This is a genomic window from Halomicronema sp. CCY15110, from assembly GCF_016888165.1.
GTDB lineage: Bacteria > Cyanobacteriota > Cyanobacteriia > Phormidesmidales > Phormidesmidaceae > Halomicronema.
In genome coordinates, this window is sequence record NZ_JACSWC010000402.1 from 1 (window position 1) to 23,709 (window position 23,709).

General features: G+C 56.7%; 19 protein-coding genes. 11 read left to right on the forward strand and 8 right to left on the reverse strand.

Annotated elements, in window-relative coordinates; all coding sequences use genetic code 11:
• Window positions 1–333 precede the first annotated feature (333 nt).
• The gene (gene asnB, locus JUK32_RS20850) at window positions 334–2,364 is read right to left on the reverse strand and encodes an asparagine synthase (glutamine-hydrolyzing) (protein WP_204140798.1); all 2,031 of its coding nucleotides are present in this window, start codon (window positions 2,362–2,364) and stop codon (window positions 334–336) included.
• A gap of 276 nt (window positions 2,365–2,640) precedes the next feature.
• On the opposite strand from asnB, the gene JUK32_RS20855 reads away from it, so the two are divergent.
• The 3 genes from JUK32_RS20855 to JUK32_RS20865 all read left to right on the forward strand — a co-directional run bounded on the left by JUK32_RS20855 (window position 2,641) and on the right by JUK32_RS20865 (window position 5,249).
• Window positions 2,641–3,375 carry a RibD family protein gene (locus JUK32_RS20855; protein WP_204140799.1) on the forward strand — a complete coding sequence of 245 codons (735 nt, stop codon included), beginning with the start codon at window positions 2,641–2,643 and terminating at the stop codon, window positions 3,373–3,375.
• Between the two features lie 50 nt (window positions 3,376–3,425).
• On the forward strand, window positions 3,426–4,601 hold the full coding sequence (locus JUK32_RS20860; protein WP_204140800.1) for a GNAT family N-acetyltransferase: 1,176 nt from the start codon (window positions 3,426–3,428) through the stop codon (window positions 4,599–4,601).
• 240 nt (window positions 4,602–4,841) lie between these two features.
• On the forward strand, window positions 4,842–5,249 hold the full coding sequence (locus JUK32_RS20865; RefSeq protein WP_204140801.1) for a DUF4346 domain-containing protein: 408 nt from the start codon (window positions 4,842–4,844) through the stop codon (window positions 5,247–5,249).
• A 156-nt stretch (window positions 5,250–5,405) separates the two neighbouring features.
• Here the strand turns inward: JUK32_RS20865 and psb32 are convergent, their stop codons facing one another.
• Together psb32 and priA are read right to left on the reverse strand one after the other, a co-directional pair.
• Window positions 5,406–6,110, reverse strand: a complete 705-nt coding sequence (psb32, locus tag JUK32_RS20870; protein ID WP_204140802.1) for a photosystem II repair protein Psb32 — start codon at window positions 6,108–6,110, stop codon at window positions 5,406–5,408.
• Between the two features lie 220 nt (window positions 6,111–6,330).
• Window positions 6,331–8,829 (reverse strand): primosomal protein N', encoded by a 2,499-nt coding sequence (gene priA, locus JUK32_RS20875; RefSeq protein WP_204140817.1) that lies wholly within the window; start codon window positions 8,827–8,829, stop codon window positions 6,331–6,333.
• 325 nt (window positions 8,830–9,154) lie between these two features.
• Here priA and JUK32_RS20880 point away from each other — a divergent pair, with 325 nt between their 5' ends.
• The gene (locus tag JUK32_RS20880; protein ID WP_239112909.1) at window positions 9,155–10,330 is read left to right on the forward strand and encodes an RNA polymerase sigma factor, RpoD/SigA family; all 1,176 of its coding nucleotides are present in this window, start codon (window positions 9,155–9,157) and stop codon (window positions 10,328–10,330) included.
• Between the two features lie 114 nt (window positions 10,331–10,444).
• Window positions 10,445–11,710, forward strand: a complete 1,266-nt coding sequence (locus tag JUK32_RS20885; protein WP_204140803.1) for a glucosyl-3-phosphoglycerate synthase — start codon at window positions 10,445–10,447, stop codon at window positions 11,708–11,710.
• A gap of 29 nt (window positions 11,711–11,739) precedes the next feature.
• Here JUK32_RS20885 and JUK32_RS20890 read toward each other — a convergent pair whose 3' ends face one another.
• From JUK32_RS20890 to JUK32_RS20900, 3 genes are all read right to left on the reverse strand, one after another.
• Entirely contained in the window at window positions 11,740–12,396 is a 657-nt protein-coding gene (locus tag JUK32_RS20890) for a DUF4033 domain-containing protein (protein WP_204140804.1), read from the reverse strand.
• 65 nt (window positions 12,397–12,461) lie between these two features.
• Complete coding sequence (locus JUK32_RS20895) at window positions 12,462–13,202, reverse strand: histidine phosphatase family protein (RefSeq protein ID WP_204140805.1); 741 nt, start codon at window positions 13,200–13,202, stop codon at window positions 12,462–12,464.
• 456 nt (window positions 13,203–13,658) lie between these two features.
• Window positions 13,659–14,372, reverse strand: coding sequence for a sulfite exporter TauE/SafE family protein (locus JUK32_RS20900; protein ID WP_204140806.1), 714 nt, complete (start codon window positions 14,370–14,372; stop codon window positions 13,659–13,661).
• A 57-nt stretch (window positions 14,373–14,429) separates the two neighbouring features.
• On the opposite strand from JUK32_RS20900, the gene JUK32_RS20905 reads away from it, so the two are divergent.
• Entirely contained in the window at window positions 14,430–15,356 is a 927-nt protein-coding gene (locus tag JUK32_RS20905; RefSeq protein WP_204140807.1) for a LysR family transcriptional regulator, read from the forward strand.
• 126 nt (window positions 15,357–15,482) lie between these two features.
• Here JUK32_RS20905 and JUK32_RS20910 read toward each other — a convergent pair whose 3' ends face one another.
• Both JUK32_RS20910 and JUK32_RS20915 read right to left on the reverse strand, forming a co-directional pair.
• Entirely contained in the window at window positions 15,483–15,854 is a 372-nt protein-coding gene (locus JUK32_RS20910; RefSeq protein WP_239112910.1) for a calcium-binding protein, read from the reverse strand.
• A 12-nt stretch (window positions 15,855–15,866) separates the two neighbouring features.
• The gene (locus tag JUK32_RS20915; RefSeq protein ID WP_204140808.1) at window positions 15,867–16,589 is read right to left on the reverse strand and encodes a DNA-binding response regulator; all 723 of its coding nucleotides are present in this window, start codon (window positions 16,587–16,589) and stop codon (window positions 15,867–15,869) included.
• A 171-nt stretch (window positions 16,590–16,760) separates the two neighbouring features.
• Between JUK32_RS20915 and JUK32_RS20920 the strand changes: the two genes are divergently transcribed.
• The 5 genes from JUK32_RS20920 (at window position 16,761) to JUK32_RS20940 (ending at window position 23,278) form a co-directional block, all read left to right on the forward strand.
• Entirely contained in the window at window positions 16,761–17,339 is a 579-nt protein-coding gene (locus tag JUK32_RS20920) for a hypothetical protein (RefSeq protein WP_204140809.1), read from the forward strand.
• Window positions 17,340–17,457: 118 nt separating this feature from the next.
• Window positions 17,458–18,768, forward strand: a complete 1,311-nt coding sequence (locus tag JUK32_RS20925; protein ID WP_204140810.1) for a TldD/PmbA family protein — start codon at window positions 17,458–17,460, stop codon at window positions 18,766–18,768.
• A gap of 94 nt (window positions 18,769–18,862) precedes the next feature.
• A complete protein-coding gene (locus JUK32_RS20930; RefSeq protein ID WP_204140811.1) occupies window positions 18,863–21,532 on the forward strand; it encodes a chloride channel protein in 2,670 nt (889 codons plus the stop codon).
• Between the two features lie 233 nt (window positions 21,533–21,765).
• Window positions 21,766–22,233: a DM13 domain-containing protein gene (locus tag JUK32_RS20935; protein ID WP_204140812.1), complete on the forward strand. Its 468-nt coding sequence runs from the start codon at window positions 21,766–21,768 to the stop codon at window positions 22,231–22,233.
• Between the two features lie 136 nt (window positions 22,234–22,369).
• Window positions 22,370–23,278, forward strand: coding sequence for a DUF4349 domain-containing protein (locus tag JUK32_RS20940; protein ID WP_204140813.1), 909 nt, complete (start codon window positions 22,370–22,372; stop codon window positions 23,276–23,278).
• The last annotated feature ends 431 nt before the right edge of the window (window positions 23,279–23,709 follow it).

Consider the following 23,709-nt stretch of genomic DNA (forward strand, 5'->3'; position numbering starts at 1 on the left):
TGAGTGGACGAGCCATCTTTTGTGCTTGAAATCAGTACTCCTATATTCTGCTTCACCTCATAGGGAATTGGTATGAGATACAAAGACCCTAACAACTGCTGACCCGAACCGTTAAAGCACCTGAATAATTGCCTCCCCTCTCACGACAACGACTCCCTAGGCACAGAAAGCCTTTAAACGCATAGGCTGTTAACAGCTCAGACGTCTCAAATCATGACGCTGAGGAATTTGCCTCTGAGGAGTCCGTGGGCTACTTTGAAGCCTCAAAGACCATTTTTGGCCCACGGCTAAAGCTAAAAGCAGACTCTCGTACTCGGGCGCACAGCCGCAACCTCAAACCGCTGATAAATCATGAGCTGACCAGCCATAGCGTTTGGCATCGGCCTGGGCTTGCTGGGTCACGTCATTGGCCACAAAGTGATTGTGCAGGATCTGCACGCTCAGCATGTGGTTAATCACAGCATCTAGTTGTACTCTCTCAGCGACGGGAGTTGCTGTATTTCCATGACGTTCCAGGACTGACTGCACTGCCCCCGCATCTAGCAAACCGGCATCTTGAATCCGGTTTTTGGAAAGATAGGTGCTGGCGAGCGATCGCATCGCGGCTTCTTTCACCGCGTCCGTGTGGGAAGGCGGGGCCATAAACGCAAATTTTTGGCGCTTGTACAGGGTCTCCGGCAGCAGCGGCTTCATGGTTTCGCGCAGGATGTATTTGTCCTGGCGATCGCGCAACCGCATCGAGGGGGGCAGGGTCACGGCAAATTCCACCAGGGGATGATCGAGGAACGCGGGACGGGCTTCGAGGGAATTCGCCATATCGACGCGATCGCCCGCCCAGCCCAACACTTGGGACTCAAACTGAGTTTTGATCCAAACGTACTGCGCTTTATCGAGGGGGTGGCGATCGCTAATTTGCTCCCCGTTCAACGCGGCGGCGATCGCGCTCCCTGGCGCGTACCCATCCAGCCGATGGCGATGCTGGGGATGCAACAATCCCGGTACGTGGGTGGCGGAGGAGAGCCAGGACTGAAGCGAACTCGGCGTGAAGCCAATGAGTTCCGTCAAAGCGGGATCATCGAGCTGCTTTTCGGCCAGCAAATTACCTTTAAAGAGGCGATTGCTCTCCGCCAACCAGGCTTGCAACTCGGCCCGTTCTTCGGAGGTAGCGTCGTCCATGCCATGGAGGATCATGTCGAGGCGCAGTTGGGGGTAGCCCGCGAATAATTCGTCCGACCCTTCCCCCGTGATCACGACCTTGTAGCCCGCGTCACGGACATGCTCGCTCATCAGCATTTTGGCGACGGTGAAGGTGTTGTAGATGCTGCGTTCGGTGTGCCAGATGGTGCGGGCGAAGTGGTCGTACAGCTGGGTGCCATCCACCGCCAGGATGTCTTGATCGGCGTTCACCGCCTCGGCCATTTCGCGGGCGATCGCCGTCTCGTCGTAGTCCGTATCATCAAAGCCAATGGTGAACGCTTTGATTGGGGACTGCTGACAGGCCGCCGCCACCCCCATGATGGAGCAAGAGTCGATGCCCCCAGAAAGGTAGCAGGCCACTGGCACGTCGGCCTCTAGCCGCAGTTGAATCGCTTCGACGAAATGTGCCCGAAATTCCTCAATGTAATCCGTCTCGCTGCGGTGCAGTTCGCGGGTGCCCTTGAGCGGAAAGTCCAGATCCCAATATTGCTCCTTGTGCAAAAGCAGCTCACCATCCCGGCGCTGCACGGTGATCTTTTGTCCCGGCTCCACCGCATAAATGCCTTCAAAGCAAGTGGTGCCCGGCACCATGGTCTGCATGAGTTGGTGATACAACCCCTCCGATGAAAACTCCGCCTTGACTTGGGGGTGGGCCAACACCACTTTGATCTCGGAGCCAAACACTAAGCCACCGGGAATTTGCGCGTAATACAGCGGTTTGACGCCGAAGCGATCGCGCACCAGGGTCAGGCGATCTTGCTGCCGTTCATACAAGGCGAAGGCAAATTCACCCCGTAAGCACGGCAAGGCTTGATCCAGCCCCAAACGATCGGTTAGGTGCATCACCAATTCGGTGTCGCTCTTGGTACGGAACTGATACCCCCGTGACGCCAGATCCGCCCGCAACCGCTTGTAGTCGTAAAATTCGCCGTTGTGGGCAATCAGGTACTGACCGTCGGGTGAGCGAAAGGGTTGTCGTCCGCGCTCGGGGTTGAGGTCGATAATGGAGAGCCGTGCATGGGTAAAGCCCACCCCGCGATCGTCAATCACCTGATAGCCAAACCCATCTGGCCCTCGGTGATACTGAATCGCGGCCATCCCCACCAACACATCCGGATCAACGGGTCGCTGGGGATCGGCATACATGACTCCACCAATTCCACACATCTGCTTTTTGCCCTCCGGGCTGTGCTTGCTTTGAGGTGCATCCTAATATGCGGGATCCGGGTTAACTGCCACTTCTTTAATAAAACTGAAGCAACTGCCCATTTTTGTCATGAAGTCCTGACGGAACCTCACCTAGCCTCTCCTTGCCAAAGAGAGGAACCGGAAGCCCTGCCAGATGTAGGCTATTTTCACCAGTACGTGCATAAACCTCTCCTTAAATAAGGAGAGGTGCCGCAGGCGGTGAGGTTTTAGTCGCCTAAGGTAGAGCCTGACTGAATGGGTGGTCAAAGGGATATTAACCAGGTGAAAAATCCTCGATCGCAGGTCACGGTGGTGTTGGCGATGAGTGCGGATGGCAAAATTGCCGATCGCGATCGCACCGCTGCCCGGTTCTCTTCCGCCCATGACCTGGCCCACTTGGAAACGCTGGTGGCGCAGGCCGATGCCGTGCTCTTTGGGGCGGGGACGCTGAGAGCCTACGGTACGTGCTTATCCGTACGCCAGCGGGCACTGGTCGAGCAGCGGGAAACTCGTCACCAGCCGCCTCAACCGATTCAGATCGTGTGCTCGCAGTCGGGGCATCTGGAGCCGCAGTGGCGCTTTTTTCAACAACCTGTCCCCCGCTGGCTGTTGACCTCATCGGCAGGCGCGCAACACTGGTCAGCGATGGTTGAAGGCGACGACGGCACCTATTTTGATCAGGTGTTGCCAGATTTGACCGAGCCGATGGATTGGCGATCTCTGCTGCAACGGTTCCACCCGTTGGGCATTGAGCGATTGGCCTTGCTGGGGGGCGGCACGTTGGTCGCCAGTTTTGCGGAGCAAGATTTAATCGACGAGATGCATTTAACGGTGTGTCCGCTACTGCTGGGGGGCGCAGCGGCACCGACCCCCTTTGACGGGACGGGGTTAGCGATCGCTCAAGCCTTGAAATTGCAACTGATCGGGGTGCGGCAGGTCGAAAATGAGGTGTTTTTGCACTATCGTCGCTGCCATCCCAAGGGGGATTGATTTACGCTAGGGAAAGTTTTTGCGATCGCCGTACTATCGGCCCGGATTTTATGGTTCAGCCGCCCCAGCCTCAGTACACCCTTGCCTGGATCCGTCACATCCATGAAATTCCCCAAATGGCGTGGGATGCGATGGCGCTGCCGCTGCAAACGCCCTTCTTAGAGTGGACGTGGCTGCATAATATGGAGCAATCCGGCAGTGCGGTCGCCAACGCGGGCTGGTTGCCAAATCATCTCACCGTGTGGCGCAATCAGGAGTTGATTGCCGCTGCCCCGATGTATCTCAAAAGCCACAGCTACGGCGAGTTTGTCTTTGATCATCAGTGGGCCGAGTTGGCCGGTCGTTTGGGCATTGAGTATTATCCCAAACTGCTGGGGATGTCGCCCTTTACCCCCGCCGAAGGCTACCGCTTTTTGATTGCACCGGGCGAAGCCGAGCGGCAGCTGACCGAAATAATGGTGGCGGCGATTGATCAGTTCTGCGATCGCAACAACATTTCGGGCTGCCATTTCCTCTATGTTGACCCCGATTGGCGATCGCTGATGGAGGAAATCGGCTTCAAAAAGTGGCTGCACCATAGCTTTGTTTGGCAAAACGACGGCTACGACACCTTTGACGATTACCTGGCGCGGTTCAACGCCAATCAGCGGCGTAATATCAAACGTGAGCGCAAATCTCTGGATAAAGCGGGGTTGCGTCTGGAACCCATTACGACAGAGACGATGCATCGCGCCAACTGCTCGCTGATGTATGACTTTTATGCCGATACCTGCGACAAGTTTGGCTGGTGGGGCAGCAAATATCTGACGCGCAAATTTTTTGAGCAGCTCTATCCCGACTATGCCCATCGCGTGGCGCTGTTTGCCGCCTATAGCGAGGATGTGGATGAGCCGGTCGGCATGTCGTTCTGCTTATATAAAGGCGATCGCCTGTATGGGCGCTATTGGGGCTGCCGCGAAGAGTACAATCACCTGCATTTCAACGCTTGCTATTACAAACCGATTGAATGGGCGATCGACCACGGTATCAAGCTGTTTGACCCTGGTGCCGGGGGCCGCCACAAAAAGCGACGCGGTTTCCCCGCCAAGCCCAATTACAGCCTGCACCGCTTTTATGCCGATCGCCTGCAAAAGATTTTGGTGAACTACATCGACGAGATCAACATCGCCGAACAGCAGGAGATTGACGCGATCAATGCTGACTTGCCGCTCAAAAGTCTGAGTTAAGCTTGGCTGCGATCGCTTGGCCGCATTCACCCATGCATTGCAGCCATGCCGGAAATGTCCCGTTCGTTCTGATCAGTTCAGGCTGAGCGACCTGCGCTCGACCAGCGAAGCCATGCCGAGAATTGCGGCACTGATTTACCGCTCGGCCAAGCTGACCAGCCATTCAAGTTAGAATAGTTGTCTGGCGGCAGGGCAACCACTCAACGCCGCATCATTGCAAATATTTCTTAGACTTTGGGAATGGTACAGACCTCAACTCCACACCAATTGAGTTCCGACGCCTTGACTGACCTGGATAATCGGCTCTCTCAACGATTTATCGAGCTCGATCCGGGCGGTTACTTTTTGATCTATCTAGATCGTCAGAATTGCGTGATCTGCGCCAAGCACTTCACCAACGTGATCAACGACAAGGGCTTGGCCTGTGATCCGGAGACCGGGAAACCGTTGCCCTGCGAGGGCAGCGTCCAGCGTCAGCATTCCTATGTCTACACCGGACGCACAGCCAAAGAGCTGTGTATTGCCATCTTTGAGTCGAGCGATCGCCCTTGCCCCGTCACGATGATGGATCATGCGGCGTATCTCGGTCGCGAATTCGTCCGGGCTGAATCGGCTCTCCTATACGACCAAGAATACGTGCAGGATTAGACACTCAGTGGCAACGCTGCTCCCTACTTTGCGGTTGTTACGGTCTGTCCATCAATCCTCAAAAGAACAAAGCAGCGCTGTGAACCCTTCAATTCACAGCGCTGCTTTGTTGGTGGTTAACCGAGAACTGACCCAGAACCGTTCCCGGCCACGGTCTTAACCGCCGATCGCGAGATAAATGTAGTAAGTCGCCATGGGAATTACGGTGGCCGCGACTAAAAACCCGACCACAATCCAGGTATAGTTGCCGCGATTTTCTTCGGTTTCCTCAGCGGAGGCAAAGGTACTTTCCATTTCAAAGGAAGTGACTTCCGCCGGGGGGCCAGGGTCAGTTTCGCCAGACAGGACAGCGACAAGGCGATCGCTGGCCGTGAGCAACGCCTGATTATATTTGTTGCCCTGCCGCAAGGGGATGGCGATCGTCTCATCCACAACACTGGTCGCGATGTCTGCCGACAGCATCTCGGCGGCGGCATCGCCGACCTTGAGCGCGGCCCCATTAGTCACGTCATCCAACACGAGAATGCTCTGATTAGCACGGCTCTCGGACTCAGGAAACCACTTTGCCATCAGGGCATCCGCAAAGGTCGCTGGGGTTTCGCCATAGTCCAGACGGTGAATGGTGACAAAGCGGACTTCGTTGCCCGTCATTTCCGCCAGATCTTGCAGTTGCTCGGTGATTTTGCTTTCATTAATGCGGCTAATCAGACCGGCATCATCAACAATCCAGGTGCTGTCTGACAAGGGCGGCATCTGATAAACGCCAGTGGCAAAAGCGGGGGCCGCAATGGCTAGCGTGCTAACCAAGATACATAAGGTGAAGAAAGCGCCAAAGAATGGCTTGATTAGACGGTGCAGCATAGAAATGATGAATATGTGGCAGCTACTCCTTACTATACTGGAATGCTTTGGCATCGGAAGCCAATCATCATGGCAGATAGTGGCGTCGGTTAGGGCCATATAGCCACATCAATCAAAGTTGATCGCGACGGCATCCATCAGCCTTCCTTCAGCGGCCCTCATCATGTGAGGGGAAACCCCAGGGTCACGATGGGATCGGCCTAACCGAGGCTGACCGCTCTCACATCAGATTGAGAGGATCAACGTCGATGGTCAGGCTGACGTGAGCGGGGCATTGTTTTGATAAATCGGTCAGGTCGGGAATGGGGGCCGCGATCGCCCCTTTGAGCAAAACTTGCCAGCGATAGCGCCGCGCCACCCGCAAAATCGGCGCGGGCACCGGCCCCAATAACGACCAAGCGTTCTCCAGCCGACTCGCCAGTTGCGCGGCCATTTCCTGGGCGGTTTGTTCCGCCGCCGCGCGATCGGGGCTGGTGATCCGCAACAGTACCAAACGCCCGGCGGGGGGATAGTCCAGGGCTTGGCGCTGTTCCTGTTCCGTCGTCAGAAAGTGCTGAATATTTTGTGATTTAACCGCTTGCACCACAGGATTTTCGGGGTTGTAGGTTTGCAAAATCACCCGTCCGGGCTGCTCTCCCCGTCCGGCGCGTCCGGCCACTTGGGTCAGCACTTGAAAGGCCCGCTCACTGGCGCGATAGTCAGCCATGTACAGCAAGCCATCCGCCGCAATGATGCCGACGACGGTGACTTGGGGCAAGTCAATGCCCTTGGTCAACATTTGGGTGCCGACCAGCACATCGGCTTCACCCTGGGCAAACCGCGCTAGCAAAGCCCGATGCGCCCCCTTCGCCCGCGTAGTGTCGCTGTCAAACCGCAGACAGCGGAGTTCAGGCAGTTCTTGGGCGATCGCCTGCTCCACCCGCTGCGTGCCACTGCCAAAATGCTTCAGGTATTTAGATCCACAGGCCGGACAACTGGGCGGCTGCACTTGTCCAAAGCCGCAATAGTGGCAGCGCAGCATCTCGGCAGTGCCAGAGCGGGTCTGATGGTAGGACAGCGACACATCGCAGTGGGGGCACATCATCACATGGCCACACTCGCGGCAGGAGACAAAGCTACTGTGACCGCGCCGTTGGATAAACAGAATCCCCTGTTCCTCGCGAGATTTCATCGTTTCTAGCGCCGATCGCAACGAACGGCTGAAGATCGAGCGGTTACCAATTTGCAGTTCCAACCGCATATCGACCACGGTGATGGGCGGCGGGGGACGCTGATGGACGCGATCGGGCAGCACTAAATAATGTTGAAGCGGCAACGTCGATTTCGGTATGGCGATCGCACTGGGCGGCTCTGACCCCAACTCGGCGGCTTCAGAAAGCGGCTGGGGCTGCTGGGCTGACCAACTTTCCAACGATGGGGTGGCGGAGCCCAGCACTAGCGGGCAGTCGTCCAACTCGGCGCGCCACTGGGCCACGGTGCGGGCGTGATAGCAGGGCATCGGCTGGTCTTGCTTAAAGCTGCTGTCGTGCTCTTCATCCAAAATGATGATGCCGAGTTGGGGCAACGGGGAAAATACCGCCGATCGCGTGCCAATCACCACCATCGGTTCGCCCTGGAGCATCCGCCGCCAGGCATCGTAGCGTTCACCGTCGGACAAACCGCTGTGATAGACGTAAACGCGATCGCCAAACCGCTGCTGAAAGCGATCGGTGAGCTGGGGTGTCAGGCCAATTTCGGGCACTAACACCAGGGCGGAGGTGCCCGCAGCGAGACGGGGGGCGATCGCCTGTAAATAGACCTCCGTTTTGCCAGACCCGGTCACGCCCTGCAACAGCGCGACCGCGAACCCCTGAGTCGCTTGCAATGTTCCAAACGCCTCCTGTTGAGCAGCGTTGAGGGTCTTCGGCTGATCTGGCCCCAAGTCTGGCGAGGCAGGTTGCCGCAGCACTTCGCGTTCTTCAATGGCGAGAAAGCCCTTTTGCGCCAGCGATCGCATGGTCGCGCTAGTGGTGCGGCAATATTGCAACGCCTCTTGCAGCCACAGATCGCCCCCGCGCCGTTGCAACAGCGTCAGCACTTCTCGCTGGCGCTTCGTAATCGTTGTCTCCTCAGGCGTCGGCACCTGCACCACGGTCACGGCTTGGCGACGTTGGGGGCGGGGCGGCGTCGGCAAGGCTAGATAACTCTCCGCCCAGCCGCGATCGACCAGGGCTTGAATGCCGCGATACGCCCCCCGACATTTTTGCCGCAGATACTGCCAGGTATAGTCGCCCTGGGCCGACTGCTGGAGCTGGCTGAGGACGCACACCGCCGCTGGCGAGAGAAACATCGCCGCTTCAGGGGGAATGGCGTCAGATAATAACCGCACCCGGCGCTGCGATCGCCCCAACAATCCCGGTGGCAACGCCGTGCGAATCACCTGGATCAACGAAGTTTGATAATAGGCCGCCACCCGTTCGAGCAATTGCCAGTAGGTCGGCGAAAACATGCCTCGGCTAATGACGGCGGCGACTGGCCGAATGTCCTCAGGAGCAAGGTTGGGCGGCGGTTCACGCAACAGCTGGATGGCGATCGCTCCCAGCTGTTGCGCCCCAAACGGCACACTTAAAATATCTCCGACCGTCACCTTTAAATCAGGCGGTAAACGATAGGTATACAATCCCTGAGCACCGACACTATCCACTAATGCCGCCACCCATTTTGGTGCCCCGCTACTAATATCAACCTCACTTGATCAATTCGAACTCTAGTGTAGCGATCGGTGGCCAAAAAAGTTGGCATTTTTTCGTATTTATCGCTATCCTTGCTAAGCCCTAAAAAACCTTAAGGTTTCCGTTAGATTCTTATCGGCAATCCCCGGGGTTTTACAAGCGGTTACAATCACTGAGAATCGTTACATCAGCATAAAACAGCTCAATCCCTTGATGGAGAGATCATTACCCCAGTGGATAAATATTAAATTTCTCAAATGGGTTGCTATTTTGCCACGAATTCGAGTATAAACGCCTCAAAAGCAAATGCCTTAGAAGCCTCATGTAATCCTTATGGAAGCCTTCTTTATTTCTCCGGAAACTGATTCTGAAACGTTAGCGCATGTCGGCCTGGCTGATGATGAGTTAAATACCGCTCAAACTGAAGAGCCATCGGAAGCATCATCGACTCAGTCGCGCAAAGAGGATGCTTCTTGGGGTGACGATGCTGACGTATCAGTGCAGTACACAACTCGCGATTCTCTTTCCGAACCGAGCTTACCGGGGTATCAAAAAACCATCACCGATGATGCGGTTGGTGCGTTCTTTAAAGAGATGGCTCGCTATCCGCTACTCAAGCCTGCCGAAGAAATTGAACTCGCTCGTCAAGTAAGATTTCTCGGTCAAGTGGAAGAGTTTCGAGAAAGCTGGATCGACGAGCAGGGGCAGCCACCAACGGTGGCACAGATGGTGGAAGCATTCGGACTGAGTGAGGCCGAATTTCGACAAAAACTGCATTACGGTCGCGCCGCCAAGCGGCGCATGATTCGCTCAAATTTACGATTAGTGGTTTCCATCGCCAAGCGTTATTTAAACCGAGGCGTTCCATTTCTCGATTTAATTCAAGAAGGAGCCTTAGGTTTAAATCGTGCAACAGAGAAATTTGATCCTGATAAGGGGTATAAATTTTCTACTTATGCTTACTGGTGGATTCGGCAAGGGATCACGCGAACGATCGCGAACGATGCCCGCACCATTCGGCTACCCATTCATATTGTTGAAAAGCTCAACAAGTTAAAGAAAGCCCATCGCGAATTGCGACGTGACTTGCAACGCAATCCGACCGAGGCTGAATTGGCGGCAGCACTCGATATTGCCCCCGACCAATTGCGGGGTTTACAACAGGTGCGGCGGCGATCGCTGTCCCTCAATCACCGCGTGGGCAAAGGCGAAGATACCGAGTTAATGGAGCTATTGGAAGACGGCAATACGCAAACGCCAGAAGCCAAAATTAGCGAATCCATGATGCGCAAAGAAATCACGGGCGTCTTGACCGAAGTTTTGACGGAGCGCGAGAAGGATATTATTACCTTGAGATATGGCTTAACGACGGGCGAAACTCATACCCTCGAAGAGGTTGGCAATATGTTCAACCTGTCTCGGGAACGGGTGCGCCAGATCCAGACCAAGGCCATGCGGAAGTTAAGAAGGCCGCAAGTGGCTTCTCGCTTAAAGGGCTGGTTACGTTAATCTCAATCGCCGTTTGTGAGCGTGATTCGGGAGCGCTTTGCCGTAGCGTGCCGAACAGACCGTTCTCCCAAAAGCCGGAATGATGTTTGCATAACTTAAAGGGAGAGAGGTTTTGTGGACTATAAGCAGGATCTCATCACAACGATTCACGATTTGGGCTGCAACATTGACCAGCTCGATGATCATTTAACCGAGGTGAGTCAGTCTCTGCCTACGGCAGTTTTGATTCCCTCTCTATACGAGGAGTTACAGCGCCCCGCCCTGACTCGCATTCGCGATCAGCTGACGCACTGCCGCTTTGTCAACAACGTGGTCATCAGCCTCTATGCCCAAACCGCTGAAGAATATTTCCAGGCGGTGGACTTTTTCGGTACGCTGCCCCAGCCAACCTACGTGCTGTGGGAAAATGGCCCGCGCATCACGAAACTGCTAGCCCAACTGCAAGAACAGGGGCTCGATTTGTTGCAGCATCGGGGTAAGGGCCGCGCCGTCTGGTTAGGACTAGGCGTTGCCAGTTTGGAAGCCGCCGCGATCGCCCTCCACGACGCCGACATCATTACCTACGACAAAACCTATCCGCTGAAGCTGCTGTTTCCCCTGCTGGAGCGGGAGTTTGGTATCGCCTTCAGTAAAGCCTATTACACCCGTTTGAGTGAAGCACCTCGGAGAATGCATGGTCGCGTCACCCGCCTCTTCGTGACCCCCCTCATTACGTCTTTAATGGAAGTCTTCGGTTATCGCGACTACCTGCGCTATCTCAATTCTTACCGCTATCCCCTGTCGGGAGAGTTTGCGCTCACCCGCGACCTCGCCCTCAACACCCGCATTCCCGCTGATTGGGGCTTGGAAGTGGGCCTACTGGCGGAGGTTTATCGGAATTTAGCCCGCAAGCGCATCGCTCAGGTGGACTTAGGAATTTTTGAGCACAAGCACCAGGACATGGGCACTTCCTCAGATAAAGGGTTGCAAAAAATGTGCCGCGATATTCTCAAATCGGTACTGCGCACCCTGACGGAAACGGAGCAGGTGGCGATCTCCCGCGACCATATCCGCGCCCTGGGGGTGAAATTTCGGCGGGAAGCCCAAAACCTGACCCGGCAATACTTTGTCGATGCCCGCTTCAACGGCATTGAATACGATCGCCACCAAGAAGAAGTCACCCTGGAAAACTTTGAAAAAATCATTTTGCAGGCAGGCGACGAATATCTCGAAGACGCCACGGGGACGCAAATTCCCGACTGGACGCGCGCTTTGGCCGTAATGCCCCAATTGCGCGAGCAACTGCGAGATGCGGTCGTCGCTGACATGAGTGACGCCCGCGAGCAAAATGAACAGGATCGGGTGGACACCACGCCATCCCTAACAGTGATTCCCCAGTAGCCGGGGCCGCAGATTGCCGGAGGATCTTACTATTCGCGCACTTTGGGGCAGGGGCGAGCGTTGGGAGCAGCCATGGTACATTCGTCCACTAAGCAGGGCGTTTGGTAGCAGTCCTCGGTGGTTAAGTCGGGTGGGGGTGCGCCAAACACCATCTCGCAACTGAAGTCCTCGAAGTTGGGCGTCATGGTGAGGGGAATGCCAAAGTCTTCGGTGAAAAAGCGCTGGGTGGGCAGTTTGCACATGTTGACACACATGCCCACACAGCGACTCTGTTCCAAATAGCGGCATTTTTGAATGTGGACGCCGCTTTGTTGCTGACGCGCTTCGCCGTTGTCATCAGTCACGGTGACTTCGGTGACTTCACAAGGGCCAACCAACCATTCAAACAAAACGGTGGCAAACCAGGCGTTGAGTTCGCACACGAGGCGAGTGGGGGAAAAGAGGTTGCGGATTAGCCACAGCGCTTGAGCGGGCACCAGGGACTGCAGCACGACAGCGACCAACGCCTGCTGTTCGGCAGCGTTGCGACCCCGCATGATTTTTTGCGACAGATCGACAAAGCCGTCATAACCTTTCATCGCTGTCTTTTCCCCGACGGCATTCGCCATTTTGCGGCTAAAGAGGCGGATGAACAGCCGATCAAACAGGCCGTCTTGATATTCCGTGGGGGGTTGCCGAGTCTGCATAGCGGACTGATGAACTGCATTCAAGGGGCATTCAACACTGTAACGCGATCGCCCTCTCTCCCTGTTTATGGCGCGGGCAAGAACTGCCCAATTTGCGTGAGCCCCGTCTCCGCGACCTGGACGACAACGGCTTCACCAGAGCGCGGCACAATTCCAGTTAAGCCCGTGATGTTAACCTGATGCGTCACCATCACGATCACGCCCGGACGCTCAGCCTGCGTAAGTAAAGACTGCTTGACTGCAAGGGTCTGGGCCTCAGCGGTGCGGCGATCGCGAAAGAAAGAATTCAGCGCGGGCTCTGGGGTCACGTCTCCCAGGTTCATCAACTCGGCAGTTGCCAGACAGCGACACCATTGGCTAGACAACACCTGCTGGACCGCCACCCCGCGATCGCGAAAGGCTTGACCAATGGCCGCAGCCTGCGCCCTGCCCTCGGCGGATAAGTTGCGCTGGGTTGAACAATCCCCGAGTTGAAAGTTAGCCGGATCGCCAGTGCCAGGGGCCAGGGCATGGCGCAGCAGCACCACATAAAGCGTCTCGCCCGGCTGCTGTAGCTGCTGCCAGAGCGCCTCAGGAGTTAGGGGGGTTGGTGCAGCGGTCACCGTAATGGATTGCGCATCGGCTGGTCTCACAGGGGTATCTGATGGCGCAGCCGCATGGGGCTCGGGGGGTTCGGTCAGCGCCGCCGACTCGCTGGCTCCCGCTGCCAAGTCCGATTCTGAAGAACGGGTGACACAGCCAGTCAGCAGCCCGACGGCCAGCAACCCGAATAGCAGATAACGAAGTTGGAGGGAGCGGGTCCGCATGGTGAGGTGAGTCTGTATGCTGATCTTTTTTATTCTGCCAAAAAAAGTAGCAGGGACTCAGATAGGGGACTTGCGCGCAAAAAAGATCCCCATGAACCGAGTTTCGACTCCGCTCAACTCTCGATCCTGGTAGGTTGAGCGAAGTCGAAACCGGATTGAACGGGTACTTTTTTTAGTTGCAGATCCCTAGGGCGCGTCATCAATTAATTCCAGAAACCTGGTGGGATCAGCATTACCGCGCCCGCCCTCCTGAAATAAACTAGGGCCTGTCGTCCTTTTGCCGCAAGGCTTTGATGACTAAATGATGACAGGCCCTAGGCGGTCTGATGCGAGGCGTCTGATCAGATGACCAGCGTACGCTGCTATGGCACTAGCACTTACCCTCGCCTGCCCTGGATGACACGAGAACAGCATGGGCGACTTGGGCGCTTTCGCCTCGGTCACCGTCGCTGACCTTTAGAACCACAGCATGATCCCCAGTCCCATCAGTAAGACCGACAGCAATGCCTGAAAGCGCTCGGTAGGGAGGCGATGATTAATCCAGCCACCGATCGCGATCGCGACCAAAATACCCGGCAGCGATAGACCGTATAGCTGAAAGATGCGCTCAGTCCACAGCCCCGCCAGGGCGTGGCTCCCCAAAATGCCCAATCCCGTCGGCAAAAAGTAGCTCTGCAAACTGGCGCGAAACTCGGTAGGCGACCAGCGCCGCATTTCTCCGTAAATCACCACGGGCGGGCCATTGGTGTTGTAGGCCCCGCCGAGCACCCCCGCCACAAAGCCAAAGAGGGCCGCCCAGCGCGAAGAGGGCAGCTTCATCAAGCGCAGATTGGCCAAGCGATAGAGCCCAAAGCCGATGAGGAAAAGCCCTAACAGGCGGGTGAGGATGTCGCTCGGCACTTGAGTCACCAACCAGATGCCCACGGGGATGCCCATTAACGTTGCCAGCACTAAGCGCCACACCGAGGCCACCTCAACCAAGCGCCAACTACGGAGCAAAATAATGCCAGCGCTGGTGGGGGCCACTAGACCAAATAGCGGAGTAGCGGTGGTAATGCCCAGCAGCAGAGTCAGCAGAGGCATCGCAAACAGGGCGCTGCCAAAGCCAAAGGTCGAGGAGATCAGCGTCGCCCCAAAGAAAATCAGTGCCGTTAAGAGTGCTTCAACCATGCGTGTTCTGCAAAGGCCCCGTCTATGATGAGAGGATAAAACCAGGATATTGGCAGTATGGGTGACATCAATCCGTATCGGCTGAAGATTTCGCAGTTGCGGGCTTTGGTGGCGATCGCCGACAGCGGCACCTTTAGCGATGCGGCGCTGGATCTGGATCTGTCCCAATCTGCCGTCAGCCATGCGATCGCCACCCTCGAAGCCGAGTTAGGCGTCGTCTTGCTCAACCGGGGTCGCCAAGGGGCGGCCCTGACCCCGTTAGGCGAAGAGGTCACCGCCGAAGCCCGCCGGATGATGGACTCGCTGGAGCGGATCGGCCAGCTAGCGCAGCAGTCACGGGGGGTGCAGCAAGGCACCGTGCGCATCGCCGGATTTCGCAGCGTCGCCACCCACATCTTGCCCGAGGTGATCCAGCAGTTTCGCAACGATTATCCGGGCATTCAAGTCAAGATTGAAGAATATCACCAGTCTCAACAGGTGGAACGCGAAGTTCGCTATGGCAATGTCGACATTGGCTTTACCTACCTACCCACCACCCCGGAGTTTACCGCTTGGGAACTGTTGCGCGATCGCTACGTGCTGCTGCTGCCCCCCCACAGCGACTATCTCAATGGCCCTAACAGTTGGGAACGCTTAGTGGAACTGCCGTTGATTCTGGCACCGCCCGACGACGGCTGTCGTGATATTATCAATCGCCACTTCGCCCACACCCATTTCACAGTGCAGCCCGCCTACGAAGTGCGGGAGGATTCCACCATGTTGAGCATGGTGCAGCAGGGCCTCGGAGCGACCATCATGGCTCAGCTCGCGGCGGAACCGATACCCGCCAACCTCAAGATCGCCGAGCTGCCGACCCCGCTAGTCCGCGTGATTGGCGTCATTCAACTCACGGAGGCCCTGCAAACCCCGCCGGTCTACGCCTTTATGGACACCTTGAAACAAGTTTGGACCGCCTCGCAGCGCACCATGCAGCCCGTCGCTTAGGGAGCAGCGGGACAAGCAAATTCTGGGATGGACGGTTGGCAAGGGGGTGAGAGGGGGGATCGATGAGGGCCAAAAGGTGGCCGACCGCCGGGTATCCACGATCCAGGCTGGAAGCTCTGGTGAGGCTTAGCCAAATTGATAACCTTGATTGACCCAGTAATGCCAATCAGCGATCGCCTGCTGCGTGTCAGCATCGGCGTCTGGCGCGGCGAGCTGCATCAGCGGCACCGCTAGCGCATCGTCATCCCAGGCAATTTCGACAAACATTTCTCGCTCACATTCTGATGCTGGGGCGATGCGCAACACTTCCACAGTCGCGCCTGGTTTCAGCGGTGAAATGCGGCGCTGGCTGCGGCAGGTGGCGGCAAAGGGAAACTGTAGGGTCTCAGCCAGGTAGTAATACCAGCCCATGGCCTGCTCTTCCGGCCCATAGGCATCGACCACGATTTCCATCGTGATGCGCTCTTCGCGATCGGCATCTCGGTGGGGCTTGGACATGGGCTCAGGTGGCTACTCCAAAAACAACGGGTCGTTGTCCAATGCCCCCAGCGCCATCACAGAGCCGAAATTACCAGGCCCGACATTGGCAGTGAGGGTTTTGATAATCTTCTCGGCATCATCATAGGGGCCCCTGAAATACATCGGTTTGCCATTCTTGCCAAATTCGATGGGGATCAGCGTTTCGGGTTTTGGCCCTAATTGCATTTGCGCTTTTTGGTCAAAATCGCGGCCCGGTTCGAAGCCCAGGCCCCGGGCATAATCCGCTGCGCCGTAAACAATCGCTTGGGCCTGTGCTAAAGAAATGTCGATAAACGGTTCCTTGAACCGCTCAATGCAGGCGTGCTTGAAGCGTTCGTAGTCACTCTTGTGCCGGGTTCTGGGAGGGATCACGTCTTTCACGCCTAAACACCAGTAATCAACCAGATAAGCCGTTGACACAATGCGGTTTCGCTCTTGCCGGGCCATAATCACTTCCGCAAAGCCCCCGACGCCGACGCCCTCGTCGAGTTCGATGCCTTCGAGCAGTCGCTGGGCGGCACTCTGGTTAACCAGGCATTCGTGCAGGGGGGCGACGTTACCCTCGCCGACTTGTTGCAGATAGGCGGCCTCCGCACTCTCCTGAATAAAGGTTTTGACTGCCGCTGGGCGTAATCCCAGTTTGCGAGCAATTTGCTTGGGGGCGACTTGGCCCGCTCGCAGACGCATAATTTCGGTGGCTTGTTCTGGAGTCATGGCGATCCAATCACGCGACAGGCTACTTGATGCTCAGGCTACGGCGATCGCCCTGGTCATTTGGCGAATCAGACAAAAATCTTTATCTTCACTTATGGGTACCTGCCAGATGTCACCCTGGTGCCCCTGGAAAAGCCCCCCAAGATCAGCAATGACGCTGGAGATATTGTCATGGCTATTGAATACGTGAATCGCAAAGGCAAAACCTATTATTTGCACGAGGGAACTACCAAAACAGGTAAACCCAAATATTTTTTCTCAATGAAATCGGACGGCAACCTGGTGGATACAATCCCCGAGGGCTATGAGATTTACGAAAATCCCAATGCCCAGGTCTTTTTGCGCAAAATTCGCCAACGAATCGTGACGCCAGCAGAAGTCGACATTGTCCAAACCGGCGTGAAGCGCTATGCGCAGACCGAACACTGCATCGTTGATGTCAAGGGCAAATATATTGTGGTGTATCTTTGCGACCAGAATGTGGATGCGCTCATGGCCATCCCGGCCCTGATGCCGCACCAGGATACCGCCAAGATGCGAGAGACCCTATTGCAGTCCACGACTTACTCCCCGATGATGCAGTTCGGACTGATGGACAAAGCCACCCGAGAATTCAGCGTTGAGCGGTGGTGTTTTCGAGGTTCGGTGGATGATTGGATCGAGTTGGATCGCGATCGCGACCTGCAAGCATTGGTCAAACAATATGTGCCTCATCTGGGCCAGGAATCATTTTATGAATTGACCCCATGACTGCGGAGGCCGCTGGGTGTCTGCATCCTTAAACCACCGCGATCCCACTAGTCGAAATGACCGCTATCCGAGATGATAGGGAGATATCAAAACGCAGTTTGGGATTGGCATCGGTAGCATGGGGGCAGCAGCACACTGGAACACCTTGCCAGAACAACTGCTCGACTTGGCAAAGCAGACGGGCGCGGAAGCAGCAGAAGTCTTTCAGTCCAGCTCGTCGGCCCATCCAGTCTTTTTTGAAGCCAATCGGCTGAAACAATTAGAGAGCAATAATTTAGAAGGGACGGCGCTGCGGCTCTGGCGCGAGGGTCGCCCAGGAATCGCGGTCGCTCACGGCCCGATCGCTCCCCAAGCATTGGTGGATAAGGCGATCGCCATTAGCCAACTCAACGAACCCGAAGCGATTGAACTCAACGAAGGCACCGCTCAACGCTTTCCTGATATGGGCCAGACCGTCACCGTCGCCCAAATGATCGAGTGGGGGAATACCGCGATCGCCCTGATTCGCGACCAGTATCCCGACGTGATTTGCGAAGCGGAGTTGGAATGCGATACCGAAGTCACCCGCTTCGTAAATTCTCGCGGCCTGGACTACGGCTACAGCGACACGACCCTGAGCAGCTATTTGGGGGTCGAATGGGTGCGCGGCGACGACTTTTTGAGCGTGGGCGATGGGCAAGTCAAACGGAATGCCCTCTCGCCGGAGGCGCTGGCCCAGCAAATTTTAAAGCGGCTGGCCTGGGCGGACCGGAACGTTGCGCCTGTGGTCGGTCGCGTCCCCGTGCTATTTACCGCCAAAGCCGCCGACATTCTCTGGGGCACCGTGCAAGCAGCCCTGAGTGGCAAGCGGGTGCTGGAAGGGTCTTCGCCCTGGAGCGATCGCCTGGGTGAAAAAGTCACCTCGGCGGCCCTGACGCTATATCAAGATCCGGACACCGGGCCGTTTAGCTGTCCCTTTGACGATGAGGGCACCCCCACGCAAAAGCTCACCTTTATCGATCAGGGGGTGTTGCGACTGTTTTATACCGATCGCACCGTCGGCAAAGAGTTGGGCGGGGGCTCCACGGGCAATGGGTTTCGTCCAGGCTTGGGGAGTGCGCCCACCCCAGGGCTGTTTAATACCCTGGTGGCACCGGGGCAACTGACGTTCACCGAGCTGGTTCAGCAACTGGACGATGCGATCGTCGTCGACCAAATTTTGGGCGAAACCGCTGGCATCTCAGGCGACTTTTCTATCAATATTGACTTGGGCTACCGCGTCCGGCGGGGCGAGATTCAGGGGCGGGTAAAAGATACGATGGTGTCAGGGAATGTTTACACCGCCTTGATGAATCTCCAGGCGATGGGGCGAGACGCCGATTGGAACGGCGCCTGTTTCACACCGTCGGTGCTGTTAGCAGCGCTCTCGGTGACGGGAGCCCGGTCATGAGGCACCGCGCTAGTCAGCGCTGGCTCCCATCAGGTTCAGCGGTGATTAACCCGACCTAGACATTCTCTCGATTGTTGTTTCACCCCCCCACGCTATGCTGCGCTTTCGGCGCTTGCACCGATTTTTTGGTCCAAAACGAGTCGCCTTCTTAGAAGCCTGCATTATCGGCGTGGTGTCAGGTCTCGCGGCTGTCGCCCTCAAACAGAGTGTGGAACTTTTAACGGGATGGCGACTGACGAGTGCGTTCCCCGCTTGGCTACTGTTGCCGACCGTCGGGTTTGTCGGGGGCGCGACTTCCGGCTGGCTGCTCGAACGGGTGGCACCCGAGGCCGCCGGCAGTGGCATTCCCAAGGTCAAAGCGGCCCTCGCCTATGTGGATATTCCCCTGAACTTGCGGGTGGCCCTGGCGAAGTTAGGCAGCACTATTTTGGCCCTCGGCTCCGGGCTGTCGCTCGGCCGACAGGGACCAACGGTGCAAATTGGCGCGGCGCTGGCGGCCCAACTCAGCCAGTGGGTGCCCACCTCGCCGGAATATCGGCGACAGTTGATTGCTGCCGGAGCCGCCGCAGGATTAGCCGCTGGGTTCAATGCCCCGATCGCTGGGGTGCTGTTTGTGGTGGAGGAACTGCTACAGGACTTTTCGAACCTGACGTTGGGCACGGCGATTTTGGCCTCTTTTGTCGGGGCGGTGGTGTCGCGGTTACTGGGCGGTCAGGGGCTCAATCTCAGCACCTTCAGTACCCTACAAACGGGACTCTCGGTGCAGGACTTACCCTTTCTGGTGCTGCTAGGGATTTTAGCGGGCATCTTTGGTGGCCTGTTTAGCAAAGGCATTTTCACCAGTCTGAATCTGTTTCAGCAGCTGCAAACCGTCAGCTTGCCCTGGCGCATTGGGTTGGCGGGCGGTTTCACGGGTCTGGTGGGTGCGGTGTTGCCGATCGCCGCCCAAGATAACACTGGCCTGCGAGAAATTCTCGTCACGGGTAATGCCGCCTGGCAGGTGATCGCGATCGCCTTCGTGTTGAAGTTTTTTCTGACGCTGCTGGCCTACGGTTCCGGTGCTTCGGGGGGGCTATTTGCCCCGGCGTTGGTGCTGGGGTCGGCGCTGGGCTGCTTGGTCAGCTTTTTGGCCCAAGCCAGCCATGGGTGGATGGGGCTACCCGTCGATACCTTAGCGAGCAGTAACACCACGACCTATGCCCTGACAGGGATGGGAGCATTTTTTAGCGCCGTCACCCGTGGCCCCATTACCGCGATCGTCATCGTGTTTGAAATGACGGCCAACTTTAATTTGGTGCTGCCGCTGATGATTGGGTCGGGACTCGCCTACATTTTCAGCGACAGAATTTCGTCGGGTTCGATTTACGATCGCCTGTTAGCTTTTCAGGGCATTCACCTCAGCGCCACGCCAGCGGATGCCAACCCCTGGGCTAATCTCATCGCGGCAGATTTGATGCAGCGCCGGGTCGAAACCCTATCGGCCACGATGACCGTAGCGGAAGCGTTAGAGGCGTTTTCGCGATCGCATCATCGAGGCTTTCCCGTCTTGCAGCAGGGCAAGCTAGTGGGCATCGTGACCCAAACGGATCTGGGCGATAAAACCCAAAGCCGCGCCAGCGATTTGCTCTTGCAAGACATCATGACCCCTGAGCCGCTCACGGTGACGCCGGAGTCTTCCCTGCCCCACGTCTTAGATTTGCTGAATCGACTCAAGGTCAGCCGCATTCCCGTCACCGACGGTAATAAGCTGGTGGGCATCATCACGCGCGGCGACATCATTCGCGCCGAGTCGGAGCGGTTGAGTGGCACCTCGACGGAAACTGGTCCCGCCACGACGCCCTCTTGCGGTATCTATCGCACGCGATCGCCCGCCGTGGGTCACGGTCGCCTGCTGGTGCCCCTCAGCGATCCCGAAACGGCACCGCTGTTGCTGAACATGGCGGTGGCGATCGCCCACCAACAGCAGTACGAACTGGAATGTGTGCATGTCATCGTGGTGGCGCGGGCCATCCCCCCCGAAGAAGCGGCGGTCGATCTCGGCCCCAGCCAGCAGCTGTTGAGCCTAGCGCAGCAGCGCGTGCAGGGCACCCAGGTATCGCTGCACACCCAGATTCGGGTCGCCCATGATGTCGCCACCACACTGTTAGAAGTCATCAAAAAGCGCCACATTGACCAGGTGATGATCGGCTGGCGACGCCCCACCCTAACGCCGGGGCGACTTGTCGGCAACGTAGTAGATACTCTGCTGCGTCAGGCTCCCTGTCCGGTGATTGTCGTGAAACCGGGCACGCCCCCCCAGTTCAATCGCTGGCTGTTGCCCTCAGCGGGTGGCCCCAATGCCAAAATGGCGCTGCGACTCATGCCCGCCCTCATGACCCTGGGACACGAGCCCCAGGTGCATTTGTGCGCGATCGCCACCAAGCGCGATGACCAACCGTTTATGCATCGCCAATTGGTGCGCCGCGCGGGCATTTTAGAACGCCGTCTCCAAGTGGCAGTAAAAACCCACATGACCGTGCAGGAAGAGATCGCGACGGCCATCGTTGATTTGAGCGATCGCTTTCACACGGATGTGATGATTCTCGGAGCCAGCCGCGAGAGCCTGTTTAGCCATGTGATCAAGGGCAACATTCCCCTCGAAGTGGCGCAAAGGAGCACCGCTACCGTGATCTTGGTGCAGTACAACTCCATCAATGCCAAAGCCATTCGCATCGTCGATAGCGAAGATGGCAAAGATCGCGTCATCACTACAGAAATCTTGTAGCCTTCCGGTCAGCGGCATCGTCTGTCCAGCCTTCGTAACGGTCAGGCTGTCAGCTCCGCCACCCTGGATTCACGAGCGACAATCGCGCTACGACGCTACGGCGCTTCTCAGGCATTGTTTAGGCTGCTCATGATTCGCTCAGCACTTTCTCAGGCTGTAGTCCCAGCTTTCTCAAGCATGGCGATCAAGATAGTCATCAAGCACCGAATGCACCTGTTCAGGAGATTTGATCCATGCAACGTTTGATTCTGGCTACGCTATCCACCCTGACGCTAGGCATCACCTTGGCCTCTGGAGCCAACGCGCTGAAGCCGCTTGATTTAGCCGCGATCGCTCAAAATACTCAACCCACTGAAACCGTCGCGATCGCCCAAGCTACGGGCCGGTTTGTGACGGTTCAACAAGAAAAAGCCACCACCGGAACCGCTAGTGTCGTCACTGAGAATGGGCAGACCTATCTGGTCTTTGACCGCGCCTTTAGCACGGCCAACGGCCCCGATGTGCAGGTGGTTCTGTATGCCGATGGGGTTGCGGTGCCCGTCAATATCGAAGGCTCCAACTATGCGGTGGTTGGCGATCTGCAAAGCTTTGAGGGCAGTCAGCGCTATTTAGTCGATGCCAGCATTGACGTTAACGATTACACCGCAGTCGCCATTTGGTGTCGTGAGTTTGACGTCACCTTTGGTTACGCGCCACTCTAGCGGATGGCCACCCCGTCGGCAGGGAGTTTTCTCTAGCAGCCCCGCGATCGCCCCCGTTGCAGTTCTTGAAACTGCTCCCAAGTTGGCCGTTGCCCTTTCCATACTGGGAACAACAGTTGGTCACAAGGTGAGCATGATGCGTGTTAGGAACAGTGGCGTTAAAACCAAAACCATTTGGGCAGTGGGGCTGTTGAGTGCGATCGCGCTCGTGGGCTGCAGCGGTGCGCCCAGCAACCTGGCGCAGAACGAAACCGCGATGTCCGATCTGGACGTGGCAGCGTCCGGTGAAACAGCCTCCGTCGCCAGAGAGGCAGCCCCGGCGAGTCCCGTAGCGACGAGCAACTTTCAGAGTCGCCCGCAGCTGATTAAGCAGGCGACCCTGCAACTTGAAATGGCCGACGTGGATGCGGCGATCGCCTCCGTGTCAACCATTTTGGCGCAGCACCAGGGCGATTTGTTGCAGTTGTCCGATGCGGGCACTGTCGACGACCAGCCGCGCCAAGTGACGTTGCAACTGCGCGTGCCGCAGACCAATTTGGAGGCCGCACTCACTGCATTGAAGCAGCTCGGCGAGGTCAACCACCAAGCCATTACAGCGGCGGACGTCTCAGACCAACTGGTGGATCTGCAAGCGCGCGTACGGAATTTGCGCAAATCCGAAGAGTCGCTGTTGGCAATTATGGAACGCTCTGGCTCCATCGCCGAAGTATTAGAAGTCAGTCGTGAACTGAGCACCATCCGTGAAGCGATCGAGCGCAACGACGCGCAACTCCAAAGCCTGCAAAACCAAGTTGCTTATTCCACCATTAACCTGACGCTGGTGAGTGACCAAATGGCCGCCCCCTCGACCTCCCCCATCGGTGAAACCCTGAGCCAAACCTGGGACACCGCCAGCGGCGCTATGCAAACCATGAGTGTAGGACTGCTGCAACTCTTGTTGTGGCTCCTGGCCTTTAGCCCCTACATTGGCATTTTGGTGCTGAGCGGTTGGTTAGGAAGACGTTACTGGCAACAGCGGCGATCGCTCCAGCCCCCGACCCACTGAGGTCACTTGCGCCGAGCCCACCTCTGGCCCGACTAGGGCCCAGCGTGGTCAGTTCTGCAACCGCCTGATCCTCAAGGTCAAAGCAACGCCTCAAGAACAAGCAGGATAGGCGGCATGGGGTTCAAAATATTGGACTCAGGGAAAATCGGCCACGCTTGTGGGACAGGGACTTTGCCCAGCTTGCCTGGGCCTAAAACTGGGGCAGATTGGTTAGCGATCGCGGCCACAGTGCCATGATTAGCCAAGGGCACAAGAAAACAGCCAGCCACCTTGCTGATCTCATACACAATTAACCCTTGTCATGACAATCTTAAATCCCTAATTATTTTAGGTTTCCCAGTAATCAAGCAATGCCAAGGTTGTCAACAGCGAAGCCCCTGGCTTATATACACAGAGTTTTTTCAAAAAACTTGGGCATCATCAAACCTTTC

What these genes read in the sequence shown, in the direction of transcription:
- JUK32_RS20915 (WP_204140808.1), bottom strand. Translation starts at nt 16,589, where the DNA reads ATGACTCCAGAACAAGCCACCGAAATTATGCGTCTGCGAGCGGGCCAA.
- JUK32_RS20880 (WP_239112909.1), top strand. Translation starts at nt 9,155, where the DNA reads ATGGAAGCCTTCTTTATTTCTCCGGAAACTGATTCTGAAACGTTAGCG.
- JUK32_RS20890 (WP_204140804.1), bottom strand. Translation starts at nt 12,396, where the DNA reads ATGCAGACTCGGCAACCCCCCACGGAATATCAAGACGGCCTGTTTGAT.
- JUK32_RS20860 (WP_204140800.1), top strand. Translation starts at nt 3,426, where the DNA reads ATGGTTCAGCCGCCCCAGCCTCAGTACACCCTTGCCTGGATCCGTCAC.
- JUK32_RS20855 (WP_204140799.1), top strand. Translation starts at nt 2,641, where the DNA reads ATGGGTGGTCAAAGGGATATTAACCAGGTGAAAAATCCTCGATCGCAG.
- psb32 (WP_204140802.1), bottom strand. Translation starts at nt 6,110, where the DNA reads ATGCTGCACCGTCTAATCAAGCCATTCTTTGGCGCTTTCTTCACCTTA.
- JUK32_RS20930 (WP_204140811.1), top strand. Translation starts at nt 18,863, where the DNA reads ATGCTGCGCTTTCGGCGCTTGCACCGATTTTTTGGTCCAAAACGAGTC.
- JUK32_RS20900 (WP_204140806.1), bottom strand. Translation starts at nt 14,372, where the DNA reads ATGGTTGAAGCACTCTTAACGGCACTGATTTTCTTTGGGGCGACGCTG.
- JUK32_RS20895 (WP_204140805.1), bottom strand. Translation starts at nt 13,202, where the DNA reads ATGCGGACCCGCTCCCTCCAACTTCGTTATCTGCTATTCGGGTTGCTG.
- JUK32_RS20910 (WP_239112910.1), bottom strand. Translation starts at nt 15,854, where the DNA reads ATGTCCAAGCCCCACCGAGATGCCGATCGCGAAGAGCGCATCACGATG.
- JUK32_RS20935 (WP_204140812.1), top strand. Translation starts at nt 21,766, where the DNA reads ATGCAACGTTTGATTCTGGCTACGCTATCCACCCTGACGCTAGGCATC.
- JUK32_RS20865 (WP_204140801.1), top strand. Translation starts at nt 4,842, where the DNA reads ATGGTACAGACCTCAACTCCACACCAATTGAGTTCCGACGCCTTGACT.
- JUK32_RS20920 (WP_204140809.1), top strand. Translation starts at nt 16,761, where the DNA reads ATGGCTATTGAATACGTGAATCGCAAAGGCAAAACCTATTATTTGCAC.
- JUK32_RS20905 (WP_204140807.1), top strand. Translation starts at nt 14,430, where the DNA reads ATGGGTGACATCAATCCGTATCGGCTGAAGATTTCGCAGTTGCGGGCT.
- asnB (WP_204140798.1), bottom strand. Translation starts at nt 2,364, where the DNA reads ATGTGTGGAATTGGTGGAGTCATGTATGCCGATCCCCAGCGACCCGTT.
- JUK32_RS20925 (WP_204140810.1), top strand. Translation starts at nt 17,458, where the DNA reads ATGGGGGCAGCAGCACACTGGAACACCTTGCCAGAACAACTGCTCGAC.
- JUK32_RS20940 (WP_204140813.1), top strand. Translation starts at nt 22,370, where the DNA reads ATGCGTGTTAGGAACAGTGGCGTTAAAACCAAAACCATTTGGGCAGTG.